General features: G+C 39.9%; 18 protein-coding genes. 15 read left to right on the top strand and 3 right to left on the bottom strand.

Annotated elements, in window-relative coordinates; genetic code table 11:
• Positions 1–111 precede the first annotated feature (111 nt).
• From WSC_RS0100350 to WSC_RS0100380, 8 genes are all read left to right on the top strand, one after another.
• Positions 112–2,763 (top strand): alpha-2-macroglobulin family protein, encoded by a 2,652-nt coding sequence (locus tag WSC_RS0100350; RefSeq protein ID WP_016953920.1) that lies wholly within the window; start codon positions 112–114, stop codon positions 2,761–2,763.
• Complete coding sequence (locus WSC_RS0100355; protein WP_157447137.1) at positions 2,714–4,921, top strand: alpha-2-macroglobulin family protein; 2,208 nt, start codon at positions 2,714–2,716, stop codon at positions 4,919–4,921. The genes WSC_RS0100350 and WSC_RS0100355 overlap by 50 nt, the downstream gene beginning before the upstream one ends.
• Complete coding sequence (pbpC, locus tag WSC_RS0100360) at positions 4,893–7,187, top strand: penicillin-binding protein 1C (RefSeq protein ID WP_016953922.1); 2,295 nt, start codon at positions 4,893–4,895, stop codon at positions 7,185–7,187. The genes WSC_RS0100355 and pbpC overlap by 29 nt, the downstream gene beginning before the upstream one ends.
• Before the next feature lie 223 nt (positions 7,188–7,410).
• Positions 7,411–7,914: a glycerophosphodiester phosphodiesterase family protein gene (locus tag WSC_RS23755; RefSeq protein WP_016953923.1), complete on the top strand. Its 504-nt coding sequence runs from the start codon at positions 7,411–7,413 to the stop codon at positions 7,912–7,914.
• 63 nt (positions 7,915–7,977) lie between these two features.
• On the top strand, positions 7,978–8,187 hold the full coding sequence (locus WSC_RS23760; RefSeq protein ID WP_016953924.1) for a hypothetical protein: 210 nt from the start codon (positions 7,978–7,980) through the stop codon (positions 8,185–8,187).
• Between the two features lie 20 nt (positions 8,188–8,207).
• Positions 8,208–8,516, top strand: coding sequence for a hypothetical protein (locus tag WSC_RS0100370; RefSeq protein WP_016953925.1), 309 nt, complete (start codon positions 8,208–8,210; stop codon positions 8,514–8,516).
• A 255-nt stretch (positions 8,517–8,771) separates the two neighbouring features.
• Positions 8,772–9,161 (top strand): MbcA/ParS/Xre antitoxin family protein, encoded by a 390-nt coding sequence (locus tag WSC_RS0100375; RefSeq protein ID WP_016953926.1) that lies wholly within the window; start codon positions 8,772–8,774, stop codon positions 9,159–9,161.
• Positions 9,145–9,828 (top strand): RES family NAD+ phosphorylase, encoded by a 684-nt coding sequence (locus WSC_RS0100380; RefSeq protein ID WP_016953927.1) that lies wholly within the window; start codon positions 9,145–9,147, stop codon positions 9,826–9,828. The genes WSC_RS0100375 and WSC_RS0100380 overlap by 17 nt, the downstream gene beginning before the upstream one ends.
• A gap of 36 nt (positions 9,829–9,864) precedes the next feature.
• Here WSC_RS0100380 and WSC_RS23765 read toward each other — a convergent pair whose 3' ends face one another.
• The gene (locus tag WSC_RS23765) at positions 9,865–12,075 is read right to left on the bottom strand and encodes an ATP-binding protein (protein WP_016953928.1); all 2,211 of its coding nucleotides are present in this window, start codon (positions 12,073–12,075) and stop codon (positions 9,865–9,867) included.
• Positions 12,068–13,222, bottom strand: coding sequence for a sugar ABC transporter substrate-binding protein (locus WSC_RS0100390; RefSeq protein ID WP_016953929.1), 1,155 nt, complete (start codon positions 13,220–13,222; stop codon positions 12,068–12,070). The genes WSC_RS23765 and WSC_RS0100390 overlap by 8 nt, the downstream gene beginning before the upstream one ends.
• Positions 13,223–13,388: 166 nt before the next feature.
• Here WSC_RS0100390 and trmJ point away from each other — a divergent pair, with 166 nt between their 5' ends.
• The 5 genes from trmJ (at position 13,389) to manA (ending at position 18,357) form a co-directional block, all read left to right on the top strand.
• The gene (gene trmJ, locus WSC_RS0100395; RefSeq protein ID WP_016953930.1) at positions 13,389–14,102 is read left to right on the top strand and encodes a tRNA (cytosine(32)/uridine(32)-2'-O)-methyltransferase TrmJ; all 714 of its coding nucleotides are present in this window, start codon (positions 13,389–13,391) and stop codon (positions 14,100–14,102) included.
• 13 nt (positions 14,103–14,115) lie between these two features.
• Positions 14,116–14,943, top strand: a complete 828-nt coding sequence (cysE, locus tag WSC_RS0100400) for a serine O-acetyltransferase (RefSeq protein ID WP_016953931.1) — start codon at positions 14,116–14,118, stop codon at positions 14,941–14,943.
• A gap of 138 nt (positions 14,944–15,081) precedes the next feature.
• On the top strand, positions 15,082–15,732 hold the full coding sequence (locus WSC_RS0100405) for an MOSC domain-containing protein (RefSeq protein ID WP_016953932.1): 651 nt from the start codon (positions 15,082–15,084) through the stop codon (positions 15,730–15,732).
• Positions 15,733–15,848: 116 nt separating this feature from the next.
• On the top strand, positions 15,849–17,090 hold the full coding sequence (locus tag WSC_RS21460; RefSeq protein ID WP_016953933.1) for a hexokinase family protein: 1,242 nt from the start codon (positions 15,849–15,851) through the stop codon (positions 17,088–17,090).
• A gap of 55 nt (positions 17,091–17,145) precedes the next feature.
• The gene (gene manA / locus WSC_RS21465; RefSeq protein ID WP_016953934.1) at positions 17,146–18,357 is read left to right on the top strand and encodes a mannose-6-phosphate isomerase, class I; all 1,212 of its coding nucleotides are present in this window, start codon (positions 17,146–17,148) and stop codon (positions 18,355–18,357) included.
• An 83-nt stretch (positions 18,358–18,440) separates the two neighbouring features.
• Here manA and WSC_RS0100420 read toward each other — a convergent pair whose 3' ends face one another.
• Positions 18,441–19,442, bottom strand: a complete 1,002-nt coding sequence (locus tag WSC_RS0100420) for a LacI family DNA-binding transcriptional regulator (protein ID WP_016953935.1) — start codon at positions 19,440–19,442, stop codon at positions 18,441–18,443.
• Between the two features lie 200 nt (positions 19,443–19,642).
• On the opposite strand from WSC_RS0100420, the gene WSC_RS0100425 reads away from it, so the two are divergent.
• Positions 19,643–20,707 carry an ABC transporter substrate-binding protein gene (locus WSC_RS0100425; RefSeq protein WP_082196084.1) on the top strand — a complete coding sequence of 355 codons (1,065 nt, stop codon included), beginning with the start codon at positions 19,643–19,645 and terminating at the stop codon, positions 20,705–20,707.
• 209 nt (positions 20,708–20,916) lie between these two features.
• On the top strand, positions 20,917–22,305 hold the full coding sequence (locus WSC_RS0100430) for an MFS transporter (RefSeq protein ID WP_016953937.1): 1,389 nt from the start codon (positions 20,917–20,919) through the stop codon (positions 22,303–22,305).
• The last annotated feature ends 60 nt before the right edge of the window (positions 22,306–22,365 follow it).

Below are 22,365 nucleotides of genomic sequence, written 5' to 3' on the forward strand. Positions count from 1 at the left end.
TTTTTGTTCCGGTTCAGGAAACATTCGCCATTTTTGCAGTCCAACGCTGAACAAAGCCGAAAAATTTATATATTTACAGCATCACAATGCATGCGACATTAGGGAAAATAAATGAAAAAAATAATAAATGCATGTTTGTTGTCATGCAGCTTAATTGCAGGTTTTAGCTCTTTTAACCTTGCTGCAAATCAAACTAAACAAGTGGAAACTGACTATAACCAAATAGAAGACTTTTTTGTGGTTGGTGCTGGTTTTCGTGAATACCAAGGTAAACCCGCGGCTTGGATTGGTTTATCTAAACCGATTAAACAGAGTCAGTCGTTAAATCTGAATATAGACTTAACCAGTAACGACCAACTTGTCGACGGTGGTTGGAAATTAGACGAGGCTAAAACAAATCTTTATTTTCCCGGTTTAATGCCGGAGCAAACTTATCAAATTAAAGTGCGCAAAAACTTAACCAGCTTTGCTGATGAAAAACTATCTGAGACTTTTGAAAGCAGCTTTACCACGCCAAAAATACAACCAAGTGCAAGTTTTTTACATTCAGGCTCTATTTTAAATCCTAATTTTTCTGAAGGTTTGCCTATTGTTGTAGTCAACCTAAATTATGTTGATGTTGAATTTTATCGTTTATCTGAAGAGCAATACCGCAGCTTTTTGACGCAAAAATCGACTTCAGAGCAATACGCCTATCGGCTGACAAAGACGATAGAACAAGCCGAACTTGTTTACTCACGAAAATATCAGACCAAAGCGGATAAAAATCAAAAACAGCAATTGGTGTTAGCAACGCAAGATATAAAACCCTTAAAAGAGCCAGGTGTTTACATGGCGGTTATGCGCGGGCATGGCGAATATGGCAAAGCGCAAACAGCCTTGTTTAATGTCAGCCAATTAGCACTTGAAGTTAGAGAGTACAAAGAAAGGTATTTATTAACCCTGTATCAGCAACAATCAGCACAACCTGTTGCGAATGTAAAAATTGCTTTGTTTGATAGGAAAGGTCGGCCGATAGACTGGAATGAATCAACCAATGCGCAAGGGCAAGTTTTTATCGACAAATCATTATCCGCAGTGGTTGCAACTGCGAGCGATAAAAATGATTTTAATTTGATTGATTTAAGCAGTTATCAAAAACTTAATTTAACCGATTTTGTAACAACTGGCAGAGCAAATTTGCCGGTTGAAATATTCAGTTGGGGTGCGCGTGATTTATATCGCCGCGGCGAAAAGCTCGAATATTATGCCTTGTTGCGTGATCAAGATGGCCAGCGCATTGCTGATTTTCCACTTAAAGCAGAGCTTATTTCGGCTGATGGTAAAAGTTTAAATCAAACCACATTACAGCCTGATGCAGATGGATTGGGATTATATTCGTATCATTATCAATTGGCTGATGAAGTTGCGACTGGCCAATACCAACTGTTATTTAAACTAAATGACAAAATTTATCGGCATAAATTCACAGTTGAAGATTTTATGCCCGAACGTATGGCAATTGAGATCACTCAAGACAAAGCTTTGTTAGAAAACGCCGGTGATACTCAACAGGCAGTTAAAGCAATTTATTTATATGGTGCGCCAGCAAGCGACAGCCGCATGGATGGCAATGTGGCAATTAGCACCACAGAAAACGCTCTTGCGGATCATCCAGGGTATTATTTTGGTGACAATACCAACTTGGGTCAGCTTGAGTATTATGCAATTAATACGGTTAAAACCGATGGTGCAGGCTTAGCTCAACTCGCTATATCAGATAAGTGGAGTCAAATTGACGCAGCCCTTGAGATTAATGGTTATGCCAATTTATATGAATCGGGCGGTCGAAAAGTTACTAAAAAATTCACTAAATATTGGTGGCCTCACCAAAGTTTGATTGGCATTAAACCAAGTTTTGACAAGCTCACGAGTGAACAAAATGCCCAAGCTGAATTTAGTTTAATTCGTACGAAACAATCCGGCGAGCTAGTGACTGACGATGTACTAGTTAGTTTGGTTTGGCACAAAACCAGCTATTTGTGGCAGCACAATGAGCGTGGAGGTTGGCAACGTATCGAGCAAGTTGAAACCATTCCGGTTTGGCAAAAATCACAAAAAATTTCAGAGGTATTAAAACTAGCGTTGCCAGTTAAATGGGGAAAATACCAGCTGATCGTTAAATCTAAAAAAGACGGTAGAACTAGTAAACTCTTTTTTAACGCAGGGCTTGATTGGTATTCGTATTGGGCGCAAGACCACGGTAACCAAGTTAAACCAGACCAAATTAAACTCGCGTTTGACCAAGCTGGTTATCAACATAAAGATATCGCTAAAGTTAAATTGCATTCGCCCTATCAAGGTCATGGATGGTTACGAATTGAAGCGGAAGACTTGTTATATCAACAAGCTATTTCGGTTAAAAAAGGCGAAAACTTAGTTGAGTTGCCAGTGGGTGATTGGCAGCAACATAATATTTATCTATCCGCTGTGGTTGTTGCTCCAGCAACAAAAAATACCCAATTGCAAAGAGCACTTGGTTTAGCTCATTTACCTTTAGCGCGAGATGATCGCCAACTAAGCGTTGCTATCGATACTCCCGAAATAACCAAACCAGCACAAACGCTGGATGTTGCAGTTAAGGTTGAGGGGAGTAGTGCAAACACTAAAGTTGTATTGGCTGCGGTTGATGTTGGTGTACTAAATTTATACGACTATAAAATGCCATCGCCATTTGACTACTTTTTTTGCGCGGCGCGCATATCCAGTCGTATTGCGCGATAACTTTAACCAAATTATTGCGCCGAATAATTTAAACGCAGCCAATATATTATGGGGCGGTGGTGCGGCATTGTCGCACGGCGGTCAACAAGCAGCAGCGCAAGTGCAAATCGTTTCTTTTTTATCTGAACCTTCCCAAGTTGATGCTAGTGGCACTGCCAATATTACTGTGCCCATTCCTTACTTTAATGGCAAATTAAAATTGGTTGCAGTTGCGTTTGATGCGAATAAATTTGGTGCAAATTCAGCTGAAACTAAAGTGGCTGATAACTTGGTTAGCCAAATTAATTTACCAAGATTTATTGCCGTGGGTGACACAGCAACAGGCGTTATTGATTTAGCCAACACCAGTCAGTCAGCTATGGAGTTAACTTTGGCATTGCAAACCACAGGTATTAAAGCTGAATTGGCCAGCTCGCAGGTTAAGGTTGAAGCAGGTCAGCGCATTAAAGTTAAATTTAACTTAGATGCAAGAGATGCGATTCAACAACTGGCTGAATTGAAATTAAGCATTCAACAAACTAACCAATCGACTCAAACGCGCAACTGGCAACTTGCAGTGCGCCATCCATACCCAGCTGAGCGTCAGTATCAACAATTTCAACTCAGCTCAGGTGATAAACAAGATTTACAATTGGATTTAGCCAATTGGCATCCACAAGTTCAATCCAGCATTCAAATGAGCAATCGCCCTGATTTTGCATTAGCAGAACAAATAGGCCAGTTGTTTGCCTTTCCGCTAGGCTGTTTAGAACAAACGGCCAGCCGAATGTTACCTTGGATAGTCTTACCGCCAAATATGCGCGAGCAATATATAGATGTTTTGGCTGACAAAACGTTAAGCCAAACCGTGCAGCAAGGTATTGATGGCATTTTAAGTAAACAAACACCGAGTGGTGGTTTGAGTTTATGGTCAAACCGCGGGGTAGAACATTCGTGGTTAACTGTATATGCGACAGATGTTTTATTAACTGCGCAAAAAGCAGGTTATGCAGTGCCACAAGAAAAAGTCGATTTATTATTAAAACGTTTGGCTTATTTTTTACGTGCCAGCAGTATTAACGACGGCTATGGTGACTTGTTGCATTACCAATTTGCTACGCGCAGTTACGCAGCTTATGTATTGGCTAAACAAGGCCAAGTAAACATTACCCATATGCAAAAGTTAGCTGAGCAAGCTGAGTATGCAAAATCGCCCTTGCCTTTGGTACAACTGGCTGCAGCGTTTGATTTGCAAGGTATGCCCAAACCACGAAGAAAACTGATTAAACTCGCTCGAAACACTAAGTTTGAAGCGCAATATTCGGCTGACTATAACAGCGAAATACGCGATTTAGCTTTGACTATACACACCTTACTGCAACAAAAAGTCGCGATTAAATGGGCGCAAGAATTAAGTTTTGAGTTGTGGCTGCAAGTAAAACAACAAACTTGGTTTAATACGCAGCAACGCATGGCACTGGTATTAGCTGATTTAGCTTTGGCTGAGCAATTTTCGCAGCCGTTTAACTATCAACTTAATGTTGCAGGGGCTGAATATCAAGGGCCAGATCAACAATCTGCCTTCTATCGAGTTGATGGTTTAAATATCCAACAAACCAGTATTAAAAATACTTCAGAGCAAGACTTATTTGTGAGTGTGATCAGCCAAGGTTATCCAAACAAAAAACCAAGCAACAGCAGCCCTGAGCTAAAGGTAGAGCGCAGTTATTATGATTTATTTGGCAACCCGGTAGAGGTTGACCAAGTAATGATTCAATCCGGCCAAAGATTTTTGGTTAGATTACAAATAAGCAGCACCCAGAGTTATCGCGATTTGATTTTGGTGGATTTATTGCCTGCTGGTTTTGAAATTGAACGTGGTGACATAACACAGTACTTAGATATTCATAATGTGAAATTTGCTGAGCAAAGTGTGGCGCAACTTATTAAGCGCAGCTCAGTTGATTACCAAGCAGGTCGGGACGATAGATTTATCGCCGCAATTAATAGCTCAAATTATTCACCAACTGATGTGTTTTATGTTGTACAAGCGGTCACGCCCGGTGAATTTATTCATCCACCAGCCTTGGTTGAATCTATGTATCAAGCTGATTTAAGAGCGGTAACAGAACAAAGTGGGCGCGTGAGCATTGAAAGTTATAATCCAGCGCTACATTAACAAACCTTTTGTTATTGCAATTGTATTGTTGCTGGTTGCGCTTAAGGTTTTAGATTTAGTTTTTCCGCTAAATTTAACTAAGTTAACCGATAGCGCGACCGTAGTGACAGACAGAAACGGTGAGCTGCTGCGCGCTTTTAGCAATCAAGATTATATTTGGCGCTTTCAGGTGGAACAAACATCCGTTAGCCGCCACTATATTGATGCGCTACTCACCTACGAAGATAGATACTTTTATTATCATCCTGGAATTAACCCTTTGGCATTGCTACGAGCGTTTTGGCAAGGCATAACTTCCGGCAAAATCGTCTCTGGTGGTTCAACTTTAACCATGCAGCTTGCACGTTTGCTTCATCCGCATGACAAAAGTTTAGTTGGCAAAAGCCAGCAAATGTTGCGTGCGTTGCAGCTTGAATGGCACTTTGATAAATCACAAATTTTAGATATGTATCTAAACCTAGCGCCTTTTGGTGGTGTGATTGAAGGGGTTGAAGCGGCAAGCCTAACCTATTTTGACAAACAATCTCGTCACCTAACTCAAGCTGAAGCTGCTTTATTAGCTGTATTGCCCCAAGCGCCTTCGCGTTATCGACCAGACAGATATCCAGATAACGCAAAAAAGGCGCGCAATAAATTATTAGATAGAATGGCTGAATATTCAGTTTGGTCACAGCAACAAGTTGAAGAATTGAAACAACTGCCTGTTTATGCCGATTACTTTACCCAACCACAAATAGCCCCTTTGTTAAGTCGGCGTTTGCGTCAGCCGCAGCAAAGCCAAATTGAAACCTTTATCGATAAATCATTACAACAAAGATTAGCCTTTTTAACTAAACAACATGCTACACAGTTGGGTGACGAAATATCTGCAGCCGTTATGGTGATGGATGGCTTAAATGGCGAAGTGCTTAGTTATATTGGCTCGGCCGATTTTTATAGCAAACCACGCAAAGGGCAGGTGGATATGATAACGGCCATTCGCTCGCCTGGCTCTACCCTTAAACCTTTTGTTTATGCCGATGCTATCGAAGCTGGGCTGATTCACGAAAATAGCTTGTTGTTGGATATTCCTGTTGTCAGTGGTGATTATAGTCCACAAAATTTTTCTGGCGGTTATGCTGGCGCTGTTAGTGCTAAACAAGCTTTACTGAAAAGTTTAAATATTCCAGTGTTGCAAGTGATTAATCATGGCTCAATTAAATCGTTAACGGCCAAACTTGAAAATGCTGGGCTAACACTTAATTGGCCAGAGTACGCCGAAGCTAATCAAGCTTTGGTGTTGGGTGGTGTCGGCACACGATTAGAAAGTTTGGTACAAGTTTATTCAAGCTTATTAAATCAAGGCATGGCGGTAACGCCTAGATTTAACCAAAATCAGCCACTAGAAACTAGATTTGCCATGCAAGCTGGTGTTGCTTGGATAATGCAAAATATATTGCGCCAGCAGCAAACCGACTGGCAGTTTGAACAGCAACAAATCGCCACGTCAGCAATTGGCTGGAAAACAGGTACAAGCTATGACTACCGTGACGCTTGGGTGATAGGTTTTAGTGGTAAATATATCATTGGTGTTTGGGTCGGTCGAGCGGATGCTCAACCTGTTTTCGATAACTCAGGGGCACAAAACGCCTTACCACTATTTATGCAAATTGCTAAACAGCTAGAATCAGACTTTAAACCGAATAAACCAACATCCGTTAGTCAAGCGCTTACTTGTTGGCCATCCGGCAAAACTTTGCAAACAACAGAGGCGCACAATTGTTTAGTGCAGCAGCCAAGCTGGTTATATAACTTACAAGCGCCACCAAGTATGAATCATCATACCGCTGATTTTAACGAACAACTTAATATAGATTATTGGATAGAACCAAACGGGCAACGAGCTTATGCTAGTTGTGCAACAACGCAGGCCAAAAAGGTCTCGCAAGCTGTCTTTCCAAAATCACTCGATATTTGGCTGCCAACACAATGGCGCCGCGCCAATTTATTGCCAAAATTGTCTGAACATTGTGACAATTTAATGGCGAGCAACAGCGAGTTATTGATAACCTCAGTTCAAGATGAAAGTCGTTTTATCCGCCGCAATTCAACCGATACCATTCAGCTAGAACTAGTCACCAATGAGCCAAACCAAGTTGTTTTTTGGTTTTTAAATGGCCAACCAGTCAAGGATGATAAACTGATTTTGCAAAAAGCAGGGCAGTATAACTTGGTGGCTTTGGCGCAGTCGGGCGCGAGTGATAAGGTTAATTTTAGTGTCGAGTAGAGGGAAACTAACTATGTTTAGACGATTTTTATATTTGTTGCTGGCAAGTGTTACTGCTGCGGGTGGTTATTTGTATTGAATTAACGCGAGTTGGTTAGCGGATAAATCGGACGGCAATTTCACTATTATTTCGCATCGTGGGGTTTATCAAACCTATGATAGAACCGATGTTGGTAAATTCGATTGTACCGCAACACGTATCTATTCGCCTACGCATAACTATTTGGAAAATACTCAAGCTTCTATCAGTAAAGCGCTAGAATTAGGCGCTGATGTTGTAGAAATCGATATTCGTAAAACCGCAGACAATCAGTTAATTGTTTTCCATGATAATACTTTTGATTGTAGAACCAATGCTAAAGGTGCAACTGAAGATTTTACCTTGGCACAGATTAAAACCTTTGATGTTGGTTATGGTTACACTGCGGATAATGGTCAAACCTATCCGTTTCGAGGTAAGGGGATTGGTTTAATTTTATCGTTAGCTGAAGTTTTGCAATCTTTTCCAGACACGCAATTTTTGATCAATTTTAAAGATGGCCGTGTGAAAGCGGCAGACGAACTAGTCGAGTATTTACAACAACATCAATTATTAGCCCGCACTAAATTGCTAGTTTATGGTAATCGCAAAACGGTTGAACGATTAAAATACTTGGTTGCAAATGCAAAGGGCGGAGACAAAACAACTGCAAAAGCCTGTTTTAAAGCATATATGAAATGGGGTTAGTCGGGTGTTATACCAGATGTTTGTCACAATACGTACGTATACGCGCCAGCTGACAAAGCGGATATGTTATGGGGCTGGCCAAATAGATTTTTACAACGAATGGGCAAAGCGAATACCCAAGTTGTATTAATGGGACCTATGCGTGATGGGCGTGTACATGGTTTTTACCAAGTAGACGAGCTTGAATATATACCCCAAGGGTTTAACGGCGCAGTTTGGGTTGAGAAAATAGAGGTGGTAGGTGAAGCATTAGTCGAAATGCGCTTACGCTAAAGTTGATAGGGTAATTCTTTATGTGTGTTGATATGTGGAATGTAGGAGACATCTTGTACGACGTTACAGCTTCATTCTACAGCCCATCTGAAGACTTAATTATCGGATTTTTAATTTTGCTTAGTGCAATAGCGGTCGCTGCTTTTAGATTGAAATATAAATTTCAATCTAAACCACCACTTATAATTATAATTTTAGCAGGCGTAGCATTGTTTAATACCCTGTTAATATTTAATGATTATCGCTTTTTTGTTAGAGCGCAGCAATTGGCTAAATCTGGTGCTTTTGAGGTAGTCGAAGGTGTTGTTGAAGATATTGATTCACTATAATTTTGACGAGGGCATTATGCTTAAGGTGTGGAAGGGGTAGAATTTAGCAGCAGGCAGTGCCAACATAACAATTTTTCGCTCAGATAAATTGCGCTCGTGGTTCCCATTGTGCGGCTATACAAACACTTGATTGCCTTGGATTATGTTAACCGTTTTTTGTTATCTAGAGTTGACGCTAAATATTTAAAGTAAAAATTGATAATGCTACACCTGTGGAGTATATTTATAGTTAATACACAGGTGGAGGATTTGATTATGTCAGCCTTAGAGCAAACCATATTGTCACAAAACCCTGAAAAAACTGCTCAAGTTGCCCTTTCAGTGTTTTTTAACATAATGACAGCTTGGCATGTTAAAACCAAAGACCAGATTGTCTTGCTTGGTAAGCCGCCCGAATCAACTTTCTACAACTGGAAAAAAGGTAAAGTTTCGAGTTTATCTCTTGATACGTTAGAGCGCATATCCTATGTAATGGGGATATACAAAGCATTGGGGATTTTATTTCCGACCCGCGAACAAGCAGATGCATGGCCGCAAAAACCGAATAAAGCCTTTAATAACGAATCTGCTTTAGCCTTTATGCTTAAGGGTAGCATGATCCATTTGAGTGATATGCGGAGATACCTTGATGCACAACGAGGTTAATACTTTATTACCTGACTGGGAAAAATTACACAAATTAGTGCCTAGCCACTTCCCGCCAATTGATTTATTTGAGCATGTGGCATCGCCTGACGAGCTTGAACTAGTTTTTGCAATTGAATCTCTTACTAATGACAGGTTGCGTGAAGAAGTGGGTAATTTGGCGCTTGTGCCAACCGACGAAAGAATTTCCGGCCCCGGTTCAACACCTGTTATGGCGGCGTTTACCCACATTGCTACGCCAACTCGTTTTACCGACGGAACCGAGTATGGGGTTTATTACGGCGCGAAAGACCTCGATACGGCTTTTGCTGAAACTATTTATCATAGAGAAAAATTCTTATCGGCGACCAATGAGCCAGATACTGAATTAACAATGCGCTGTTACATTAATAAAGTCGCACTTGAACTTCATGATATACGTGGAGATGAATTTGCTGATCTTTATACCGAAGATTATGCAGCACCTCAACAGTTTGCTAAGGAAATGCGTGGCCTTGGCAGTAATGGTTTATTGTACAAAAGTGTTCGTGACCAAGGCGGCGAATGTGTCGCCGCATTTAAACCTAAAGCAGTTACTATCCCAGTGCAAGGTGGCCACTACAAATATATTTGGAGTGGTAAAAAACGTAAAATAGAAAATGTTCTCGAAGTCAGCCTAGTTAGGTAATAACGACGGCTTAAGGCTAAACCCTTAACCCTTAACTTATTCTATTGGTTTGCAAAAGTTTGTTAGCGCTCTATACAGTTGGTTTTTATCAATAGGTTTCCCAACGTGCGCGTTAGCACCAGCGGCTAAATATGTTTTGATGTCTTCCTGCATTACATTTGCCGTTTGCATGACTATGGGTTGGCTAAATCCTTGCTCGCGCAATTTTTTTGTTGCGGTTAAGCCGTCCATTACTGGCATTTGCACATCCATTAAGACTATGTTGGTTGGCTGTTTAATTGCATGTTCAATCGCTTGTTCACCATCTTCGACTAAAATCACTTCTGCACGGGTCTCCAACAGTAAAAACTGCATAATCTCTTGATTGATCATGTTGTCTTCGGCAACCACGATCCGGCAATTTTGTAAGTCGGGCGCTGGAATGTCTTGTTGAGCATATTCCACTGTCTTATCGTCACAGGCGCTGGTTGGCAATTTTACATAAAATGTACTGCCGATGTTTTCTTTGCTGTCTGCCCAAATTTGTCCACCCATTAATTCGGTTAAATTTTTACAAATAGCTAAACCTAAACCTGTACCACCAAATTTTCGCGTAGTGCTGGCATCAGCTTGTTTAAACTTTTCAAAGACATTTTTTAGCTGCTCTTCACTCATGCCAATTCCCGTGTCGGTAATGGCAAATACTAAATAATCTTGCGCGACTTCAGTTAGCAAGTTTACTTTCAGCTTTACACCACCATGTTTGGTAAATTTTATCGCGTTGGAAACTAAGTTAATTAATATTTGGGATATACGCGTAGGATCTTGCTGCCAATAACCATTGGCTTCTGCTTGAATTTCTAACTCTAGTTTTATCTCTTTCTGTTCAGCTTGGTACTGCAAGCCATTTAATGCACTTTCAATGGTATCGGCTAAATTAAATGGCACCATTTCAATTTCGAGTTTGCCCGCCTCAATTTTTGAGATGTCTAGAATATCATTAATGATCACCAACAAACTTTGTGCAGATATGCTCGCTTTATCTAACCAGCTTAATTGCTCTTTATTGAGTGGATGGTGGCGCACCAGTTCTAACATGCCTAACACCCCATTCATAGGGGTACGAATTTCATGGCTCATATTGGCGAGGAATTCTGATTTAAGTTTTTCAGAATGTTCGGCACGTGCTTTTGCTTGTTCTAAGCCAGTTATTTGTTGGTCGATTTTTGTCGCCATACTGTCTAACGACTGCATCACTTGATTAATTTCCTGGTACTGGCTGGTATGCTGGGTGTTTTTATATTGTCCATTGGCAAATTTGTGACTAATTTGCTCAAGTTGTTTGACTGGTTGCATCAGCCGAGTAGTCAGGTTTCTAAGCAAAATTAATAGTACTAATAAACAAATTGAAAATAGCACTAAGCTAAACAGCAATGCATTGTAAAAAGGACGCATTTTTTGCGTTTTGTTGTAGGTAAGTTTAATACTTAATGGACTTGAACCTTCTAGTGACTCAATATAATACGGAAGGTTTATTTGTTTGCTTTCTATTGACTGAAAGTGAGAGTCGCTACTGCTATATAACACTTGTTGATGGCTGATAAATTCTACTGACTGATCATCAGACTCTGCAGCAAATTCTTGCGCTAATAAATTGGCTAAATCTAATACAACGTACAACACGCCAGTGGTGCGGGTCGGTTCTACTAAGGATGTTTGCTCGAGAATCAGCGGAAAAACGAATGCGACAAAACTATTTTGTTGATTAGGCATCGCCATCACTGGGCTGATGTCGTTAGTTAGGTTGTATATTTGTTTATCGTCAAACTTATGTTGGGTGAATAAACTCAATGTTAGGTCAGTTAAATCGGGCGATTGAACCTTTAAAGTTACAGACGGGTAACCCTCAATAACAAAGCCTGAATCATCCATAATAAAAGCACTTTGCACATACTGATTATTTTCGACAAAATCTTGCAGTGCTTTAATTGCGTATTCAGAAAACAGAATATTTATTGGTGTTTCCGCTAAAAACTTATTCCTGCTTAATGCGTAAGATTGAAATTGTGCGTAGTTAATTTGATTGATAACTGAAGAGGCAATCGAGCTGGTTTGCCAGTACAAGTGTTGTTGGATTTTTTCTTGTTCTTGTAGGTAAAAATAGATAGATAAAAAACCACCAACAATAATAATCGGTAAACTAATAAAAATAGCTATATATTTATATATGGTATCGCGAAACGAGGTTGTGGTGGCATTTTTACTCATTTGCATCGCCTCTTTGCAAAGAGCGCTCTGTAATATGACGCATATATTCAATACTTTGGTCTATGTCGTAAATACCAGAGGCATATCTATTAAACCCTTTAGCTAATACAGCCCATAAAACCGGCATATATTTATGTGTAGGCAATGGTTTGGAGCGAGCAAGTTCCGAATAGACAACGGATAGATTCTCGTTTAATTGTTCACCATCAACGACCAATGCTCCAGCGTGAACGGGCAACAATTGGTATTGTTGTAATAGTTGTTTTTGGGTGTCGACTTGTTGCAAAAATAAACTGAGCTTTTGCAATAAGTTCTGTTTCTTAGCATCGTGTCTTTTTTGCGGGAAGGCGATAACATACACAGAATAAAATGAGTACAAGGGGGCATAATCTAGCTTGGGCAGAGGCGCTATTCCCAAATTATCGCCTAATGTTTCGAGTAACTCAGGATAAGACCAATAGCCAGAAATAAAGTAATCTAACTTACCGTCTTTAAATTTGTTGTTTGCGCAAGTATAGCCGCATTTGGTGTCTAACACATTTTTAGTTTTTAGCGTCATGTAATGCTGAAACGCAGATTTTAAGCTAACGCTGTCAAAAATCACTTGGCCATTTTTTAGCGGGAACGCATCATAAGCATGTAGAAATGGTGCAAACCAGTAGCCCTCATAATAGCTCCAGCCAATGTTATGATTGTTTTTACTTTCTATAAAATCAGTCCAACTAGATAAGGGAGTCTTGACCAATTTTTTGTTGTAGTACATCAGAAGGTGGTTGCCCGCAACAATAGGGATCCCCAATTGTTTTGTTTCTATTTGTCCCATAGCCAGCGATTTAGGTGCAATTTTTCTGTTTATCCAATCGCTTGGAATCTGTTGATATTGAATGTCTGCTAAACCGATAAAGTCGTTCGGTACTAATACAACATCAGGCTGATTACCGGTTTTCGATCTTGATAGCAGCTCTACTTTCAACTCGCTATTATCAACAAAACGGCTATTTATCGTGATTTTTTCTTGATGAGCAAATTGTTGCAATACAGCTTGAAAGCCTTGATTCGAGTGGCCTATAGCAACGTCTAAAGTTTGTGCAGCGAGCTGGAAATGTGTGCCGATAAATAATAAAAATACAAACTTTTGTATGCGCATAAGCTAGTGTGAAATTTTGAGTTGTGTTGGTTTATATAGAGTTTAGCTGCCATTAGTAAAAATGCGAGTGAGATAACAGAGCGAAACGTATCGCAAAACTTAACAAAAACAATGTGTGTGTTAGAATACGCGCCCTTGCTAATAGCTATTCACGGGACTGCTTACCATGTTAGACAACATCCGCATTATTTTGGTTAATACTTCGCACACAGGCAATATAGGTTCAACCGCACGAGCGATGAAAACTATGGGGTTATCTAAGTTGTGGTTAGTTGACCCAGTACAAGCACCTGACAGCCACTCTAGCGCACTTGCAGCAGGTGCGACAGATGTTTTAGGCAATGCACGAATTGTAAAAACCTTAGACGAAGCTATTGAAGGTTGTCGGTTAGTGGTTGCCACCAGTGCGCGTAGTCGTACCTTATCTTGGCCAGTAATGGACCCACGTGATTCAGGTTTAAAGTTAGTCGAAGAAGCACAAACAGGTGAAGTTGCGTTAATATTTGGCCGGGAAAATAATGGCTTAAGTAATGATGAGTTACAAAAAGCGCATTTCCACGCGGTTATTCCGGCAAATCCTGATTACAGCTCGCTGAATTTAGCCGCTGCGGTACAAACTTTATGTTATGAAATTCGCATGGCGCATCTAGCCAATACGGAAATAAAATCGGAAGTAGAGCCTTATCCACTAGTTGAAGATTTAGAACGCTTCTATACTCATTTAGAAGGCACTTTGTCGAAAACTGATTTTATTGTCAAAAATCATCCGGGGCAGGTTATGGCAAAACTTCGTCGTTTGTTCAATCGTGCTCGCCCTGAAACGCAAGAGTTAAATATTTTACGCGGTATTTTGTCGTCTATTGATAAGTTGACCAAATAACAGGATTAATTAAATGTTTGAGCGTTTAAAAGAAGATATCGATTCGGTATTTCACCGCGATCCGGCTGCACGCAATTTTATTGATGTATTAACCAATTACCCAGGCATGCAAGCTATTTGGTGGCATAGGTTAAGTCATCCTTTGTATAAAAATAACTGGAAATGGCTAGCGCGTTTTGTCTCAAATTTAGCGCGTTGGTTGACTGGTATTGAAATTCACCCAGGAGCGACAATTGGCCGCCGCTTTTTTATCGACCATGGTATGGGCGTGGTCATAGGTGAGACCGCTGAAATTGGTGACGATGTTACTTTGTACCATGGTGTAACTTTAGGTGGCACAAGTTGGAACAAAGGTAAACGCCATCCAACACTTGGTAACGGTGTGGTGGTAGGTGCTGGCGCAAAAGTTCTAGGGCCAATTTATATCGGTGAAAATGCCAAAATTGGCTCAAATTCTGTTGTCGTAAAAGATGTTGCTGAAGGCGCAACTGTGGTTGGCATTCCGGGGAAAGTGGTGGCCGCCAAAGCTAAACCTGCAGAAAAAGATGGGGTAACAGAGCAGCGCAAAGCCATTGCAGAAAAATATGGTTTTGATGCTTATGCGGTGAGTGCCGACAACCCAGATCCAGTTGCCAACCATATTGGTAAAATACTCGACCATTTACATATTATGGACAGTAAAGTGACTGAACTTTGCCGTGAAGTGAAAAAAATGGGGGGTGATGTCTGTGATCAAGCTTTGCCTAATTTATCTATAGATGACGATGATGTGGTTAAAGCAGAACAAGACGCGGCGCGTAGTCGCCAATCACAACATGAGTCGTTTGATCCTCAAATATAAATCTTATCTACAGTTAAGCCTTAAGCATGGTGTTTAAGGCTTAATTTGCTAAAAAATCTCAAATTATATCCAGCCTTTATCTAACATATTTGAGTTGTTTTGATATAGTAAATGTATCTCTGTTTACTGGACAACTGCATGCAACTTCTCTCTATTAATGTTTCGAAAAAACAGCTGATTAATTATGGCACTCGGCAAATTGAAACCGGCATTTTTAAAAAGCCGATTTATCAAGCGGTTGAGGTTTATGAAGATCATATTCAAGGTGACGAACAAGCTGATTTACGCAATCATGGTGGCTTAGACAAAGCTGTCTATGCGTATAGCTTTGCCCATTATGCGTATTGGAAAGACAAACTCGGGTTATTAGAATTAGACTTTGGTAGTTTTGGCGAAAACTTTACCTTTGCAGAGTTAGACGAAGCCAGCATTCAAATTGGTGATATTTTCAAAATAGGCAGTTGTTTATTGCAAGCCAGTCAACCGCGCGTACCTTGTTTTAAACTTGGGCTTAAATTTGATAACGCCGAAATGCCGCGTTTATTTACCAAATCGGCCAAAACTGGCATTTATTTTCGAGTATTACAAACAGGCACAATTGCGCCTGACCAGCAATTAGAGCTTGTTGAAAAAGCGCAAAACAGTGTGTCGGTTCAAAGCTTGTTTAACGCTTATTACAACCAAGATGTAGCACAAGGTTTACCAATAATTGCTAAAGCGGTTGAACTAGCAACTTTGTCTGAAGCTTGGAAAGGACAGTTGGCTAAGTATTTAACGAAACATGCTTAATCACTGAATACAAAAAAGCGCTAGTGATAAACTCATCTAGCGCTTTGGCTTTCTAGCCTATTTACTTTTAATGTAAAACCGGTTACATTTTGTTGTGGGTTTATGAGGTGACAATTTTGAACTATGTAAATTTCCGACTGAGTGTTGATACTATGCTGATGGTGGCAAATGATCTGGTTTGGCAAATAACAGATGGGATCGCACTGCACGGACAACAGTTAAAGTGTTTACCTACCTTTGTTGCCATTAAGCAAACTCTTTTTAACGGGGATGCATGTGTGCTTGACTTAGGCGGTTCTAATTTACGCGCAGCCAAAGTAGTATTTATAGATGGCAAAGTGTTTGCCATCTCTAGAGCTTTACCTATTCCAATGCCATGGAAGCGCGGCACCAGTTACAACAAAATTGATTATCTAGAAAAACAAGCTGACGCCTTAATCAACTGTGGCCATATCCAAGAATTGCCGTTGGGATATTGTTTTTCTTTTCCGGCAGATGGATTAACCAATGGTGATGCGCAGCTGATTCATTGGACTAAAGGTTTACATGTAAACGACACAGAAGGTCAGTTGGTCGGTAAAACTTTTGTTGACTATATTTCGCGTGTTCATCAAGTGGAGTTAACCCATCCAACCGTTATTAACGACACAGTTGCTAGTTTATTAGCTGGATTGACTTTGCCAACAACTGATGCAACTTTTGGGTTAATTGCAGGCACTGGTTTTAATACCGCAGCACTTATTCCAGCAAAGTTGATTGCAAAATTGCCCGAGCAGTATAGTCACTTGGGTGGAATGCCGGTTAATTTAGAATCAGGTAATTTTAATCCCAGCTGTTTAACTGAATTCGATAGCTTAGTCGACCAAGAGTCGGAAAACCCGGGCATGCAAGTATTTGAAAAAGCAGTTTCTGGTATGTATTTAGCGCGAATTTTTCATGCGGCTTATCCTGATGCTGGAGTTGATCCACAACAGGGCGCAAAAGGTGTGATGCAATTTATCGATAGTAATAGTTCAGCTTCCGCTGAAGTTTGCAGTGCAATTAGTCTAATGATTCGAGCAGCGCAACTTATCTCAATTCAAATGTTAGGGTTAATTGAGCACCATCTAACTTATGTTAACCCAAAAGCTAAAACCTTTAGGTTTGTTTGTGAAGGTGGTTTGTTTTGGGCATCAGGACATAAGTTGGGCGGATTTAACAAGTTGGTTAAAGACAGTTTAAATGATGCTTTGGTGGCAAAAGGCTGGCAGGCACTAGCAGTGGATATCTGTAAAGTGGAACAAGCCAATTTAAAAGGCGCGGCAATTGCCGCATTAGCAAATAAACAAGCCGCAGTTCAATTACAGCATTCTGCTTAGTTTTAGTTTTCTTAAATTTTTAATTTTAAAATGTAACCGGTTAAGTGAGGTTTTGGTGGAATCAAAAATCATCCGATTAGAAAATAGTTATCAGCATTACGATTGGGGGACAGACAGCGACATTGCAAAAATCTTGGGTATTAGCGCGCCAGCAGGCAATCTGCCACTTGCTGAATTATGGGTCGGCGCACATCCAAATTTGCCGTCATTCGCGGCTGAATACAATTTACCTTTAGATCAACTGATTGAGCAAAACCCTCAAGCTATCTTGGGGCAATACAGTCAGATGATGGCAAATAAGTTGCCTTATTTATTTAAAATATTATCTGCTAAACAAGCTTTATCTATTCAAGTGCATCCGTCGAAAGCCCAAGCCGAAATTGGTTTTAAGCTTGAACAGCAGGCCGGTATTAAAACAACGGATAAAAACTGTAATTATAAAGACGATAACCATAAACCTGAGCTTATCTATGCATTAACTCATTTTTCCGCAATGGCCGGTTTTCGTCCAGTACAACAAATGACTCAGGCGCTAGCTAAATTGGATGTCGAGTTGTTTACACCTTGGTGTAATAAGTTATTTGCCGCAACAGAACAATCACAATCGATTCAGCTGCAAGTTGTAGAAGAGTTTTATTCATGGTTGTTGTATTTAGAGCAAGAACCGCTTGAGCTAGCTTGCGCCCAGGCTGTCGCTCACGCTAAAAAATCAGCTGCAACGGATGTTGAGCTATATTGGCTCATAGAGTTATATTCAATTTATGGCGTTGATAGTGGCATATTTTTTCCATTAATTCTTAACTTGATTGTACTGCAACCGGGCCAAGCGATATTTTTAGGCGCAGGCTGCCCACATGCATATTTGCAAGGGACAGGCATTGAAGTTATGGCCAACTCAGACAATGTATTGCGCGGTGGTTTAACCCAGAAATTTATGGATAGACAAGAGCTGATTAAAGTGACTCGTTACGACAGTGCCGCTAATAATATTCAAGTGCAACAGCTATCAAGGGACGAGCGTGAACATACCTTTGATGTACCTGTACCAGACTTTCAATTGCAATTATTAAATTTAGTAGATGATGAGTTTGTTTGTGGTCAATCAGGCTCTGCTGAGTTGTATTTTGTGGTCAAGGGCAGTGTGCAAATTGACGGACAAAACTTTACCAATGGCCAAGCCTTTTTGTTACCTGCATCGGTTAACGGGTTAACTTTATCAGGCAAAGCGACGCTTGCTCGGGTGTATACGCAATTACACCTTAATTAAGCTTAATCTAGCTCAGCACGCAAACTGAAAAAGGCTTGGGTATACAAGCCTTTTTTAATTATTCGGTGTTTAGGTTAGTTGCATTAAGCCTTCGCTCGAACAGGTTTAACACTTTCGCGCACAACAAAGTCGTGTTTTAAAATAAACTCTGACTGGTTTACTTCTTTGCCATCCATAATTTGCAATAACAACTGCATGGCTTTTTTACCCATTTCTTCAGCTGGTTGTCTGATTGTTGTTAATGCTGGATCTGTATAAGTTGCAAAAGGCAAATCGTCAAAACCTGTGATAGAAACATCTTCTGGCACTCGTAACCCAGCTTCCCGGAACGCTTTAATTGCACCTACCGCCATTTCATCATTCATTGAAAATACCGCTGTTGGTCTATCAGACATATTGGCAAAGTATTCGCCACCAGCGTGACCCGAAGGCATAGTAAAGTCACCTTCAAATACTAACTCAGGATCAAATTCTATTCCTGCATCAGCCAGCGCTTGTTTGTAACCTTCAAATCTATCTATGCTATGCGGATTTTTTTCTAATCCAGCAATGCAACCAATGCGTGTATGACCCATAGATATCAAATAATTCATAATTGCTAGTGAAGCCACGGAGTGGTCCATTCGGACTGATGTGTATGGAGTACCTGAAGCACCACAAGCTGCAACAGCAGGGATATGTTGGTTTGGCAATAGCTTATAGTCTGGTGTATGTGGGCGCAGTTGTATTAGGCCGTCTGCTTGGCGTGATTCAACTAAACGTATATATTCCTCTTCCAATTTTTCATTGTCTCGGGTTTCACCTAATAAAATATTGTAACCGTTTTTAACAGCAACTTCCTGAATTGCTCTAATGACTCTAGTAAAGAATAAGTTAGCGAAATCAGGAACTAACACGACAATTGCGTACGCTTTAGCTGAACGAAAATTTCTAGCCATCATATTCGGGCGATAACCAACAGCGTCTACCGCATCCATTACTTTTTTTAAGCTGTTTTTTGATACTTTTTCAGGGTTGGTAAAAGCTCGAGATACAGTGGCAATTGACACTCCTGCCTTTTTAGCGACTGCTCTAATATTACTCATATATTTATTCTTTTTTGTTAAATTCTGGTAGAAATTTATCAAAGAAACAAATGTAAATCCACTAACAAAAATAACTTTAGTTATAAATATATATAGCTAAGAAACCGGTTTTGGTAAGTTGTGTGTTAACCCACTTAATTGGACAACGTCACCAGCTGTTCTAAACTTTAGTTATCGAAACTCTGTATCTGTATAGTTAAATGAAAAAGTTGTCTAGGCTGTTATCGTTTTTAGTCTTCATGAGCCATTCGACGTTAGCGGTAAATATTGCCTACCTGTCGCCCTGCAAGGAGGATGCAGCTTGCACTTATTGGAATGAAGTCCAACAGTTGATGGAAAAGGCTGCCAAGGATTTAGGGGTTAACCTCTATACTTTATATGACTCCCATGACAATAATTTCCGTGAGCAAGCAGATAAGGTTCGTTATATTAAAAAGCTTTCAGTAAAACCCGATTTTGTAATACTAACACCTTTACCTAGTCAAGTGAGCCTGAATACTCTAAAAGAATTGGAGGCATTAAAAATTCATTCTTTTATTATTTCAGGTGAAATACCACCAGCCGAAAAAATGCTCTATCAAAAGCCTCAACAAAAGTTTAAATACTGGTTTGGTCATATGTACGGTAATAACGAAGCTGCTGGTTATTTGCTAGCACAACGTTTAGCTAGTGAAAGTTCGAGCATGATGGCCTTAGCTGGCAGTAATATGCACAGCGAAAGTGAAAATAGAGTTGATGGTTTAAAAGATTATGTCGCCGAAACTAACATTATACTTAATCAAATTGTCCCGACTGATTGGACTGAACAACAAGGCTATTACAAAACATCTAAACTGCTAAATAGATATAAAGATATAAATTCTATCTGGACCGCCGGCCACAGGTTAGCATTTGGAGCAAGTAAGGCTGTCTTGGAAGCAAATTTAGATAAAACGATTAAAATTGGAACTTTTAATTGGACTGCAGATACTTTGGCTGAGTTAAAGGCAAAACATATATATGTTTCAATAGGAGGGCACAGTATTACGGGGGCTTTGGCTATCGTTTTATTACACGATGCTTACCACAGACATGACTTCATTACGTTTAACGGCACTAGGCAAATTCCCGTCGAATTGATTGCTGCTACTGTTGACAATTTGGATGATACGATTTTGCGCTACAAAACCTGGTTTACCTTTAACTTTAAAAACATAAGTAAAGTGTACAACCCATCAATGAGCACACATTATATCAACGTCTTGCCTCCTAGAGCCGCTAACTAGCTATATTTTAGAGTTTTTTTGACCTGAGCTTTTAAACCGTTCGCCCTATAACCTCCCTAGTTAAGTTAAAAAAATGTTTGTTTTTGCAAAAAACATTATTACTTAACGGATTTACTGTGCTAATATTTCTTTAAATGTAACCGGATACAGTTTGTTTCAGGGTTAGAGTTTACGGATAGATTTAACAGACGTGAGTAGCAGATATATCTATGAATGAATCACAGCATTTAAAATTGAAAGAAAAAATTGGCTATGGCTTTGGCGATTTTGCCTCATCCATGTTTTGGAAAATGTTCTCTGTGTATTTAATGATTTTTTACACTGATGTGTTTGGTATATCTGCCGCAGCTGTTGGCACTATGTTTTTGTTAACCCGTATTTGGGATACTGCAAATGATCCGGTAATGGGCATTATTGCCGACAGAACCCATACTAAATGGGGTAAATTTCGTCCGTATTTATTGTGGGGGGCTATTCCATTTGCCACTATAGGCGTGTTGACATTTACTACACCTGATTGGTCGCAAGACGCTAAATTAGTTTATGCCTATATTACTTATACGTTAATGATGATGGCGTACACAGCTGTGAATGTGCCGTACGCTTCTTTATTAGGGGTTATGTCATCTAACAGTGACGACAGAACTCAACTCGCTTCATTTAGAATGGTATTTGCTTTTGCTGGCAGTATATTTGCCTTTATATTAGTTGACCCATTAACTAACTTTTTTACTCATTTAGGTAAGGTGGCCGATCCCCAAACCGGCTGGTCGTTAACTATGCTGGTGTATGGCTGTATCGCTGCTGTATTATTTTATTTTACCTTTGCTTGGACCAAAGAGCGTATTGCGCCACCCGCTTCACAACAGTCTAATTTGAAAAAAGACTTTGCTAACTTAGCCAATAACAAACCTTGGTTTATTTTACTTGGTGCTGCGTTAGCAACCCTTATCTTTAATAGCATGCGTGATGGTGCGTCGGTTTATTATTTTAAATATTATATCCAATCGCCTGAGTGGAGTTTGTTTGGCTTAAGTTTTGGTTTAACCACTGTTTATTTAGTATTAGGTCAGGCATCTAATATTATCGGTGTGGTATTAGCACAGCCAATTGCGAAACGCATTGGCAAACGCAATACCTTTATGTACGCAATGTTTTTAGCGGCTATTTTAAGTAGTGTGTTTTATTTTTTAACCGCTGAACAAATTGGTTTAATTCTACTTTTACAAGTATTGATCAGCGCATGTGCTGGCATAATCTTCCCACTATTATGGTCTATGTACGCTGATATTGCCGATTATTCCGAATACAGTACCGGCCGCCGTGCAACTGGGCTGATATTTTCTTCATCTTCGTTCGCTCAAAAAATGGGCTGGACTTTAGGTGGTGCGCTGACAGGTTGGACTCTAGCGTATTTTGGTTATGTGGCAAATGCCGAACAAACCGAACTTGCCAAAGAAGGTTTGCGTTATATGGTGAGTTTTATCCCAGCCGTCGGCGCAATGATTTCAGCATTATTTATGATTTTCTATCGCTTAACTGACGACTATATGGCCAAAGTTAATACAGATCTTGGTTTAAGACGTTCAGAAAGTTAAATATTATTCACTAGCTTATTTATTTTGTTCGGTTACTATTAAAAATGTAACCGGTATTCG

Origin of the sequence: Catenovulum agarivorans YM01 (assembly GCF_000281085.1) — a bacterium.
Taxonomy (GTDB): Bacteria; Pseudomonadota; Gammaproteobacteria; order Enterobacterales; family Alteromonadaceae; genus Catenovulum; species Catenovulum agarivorans.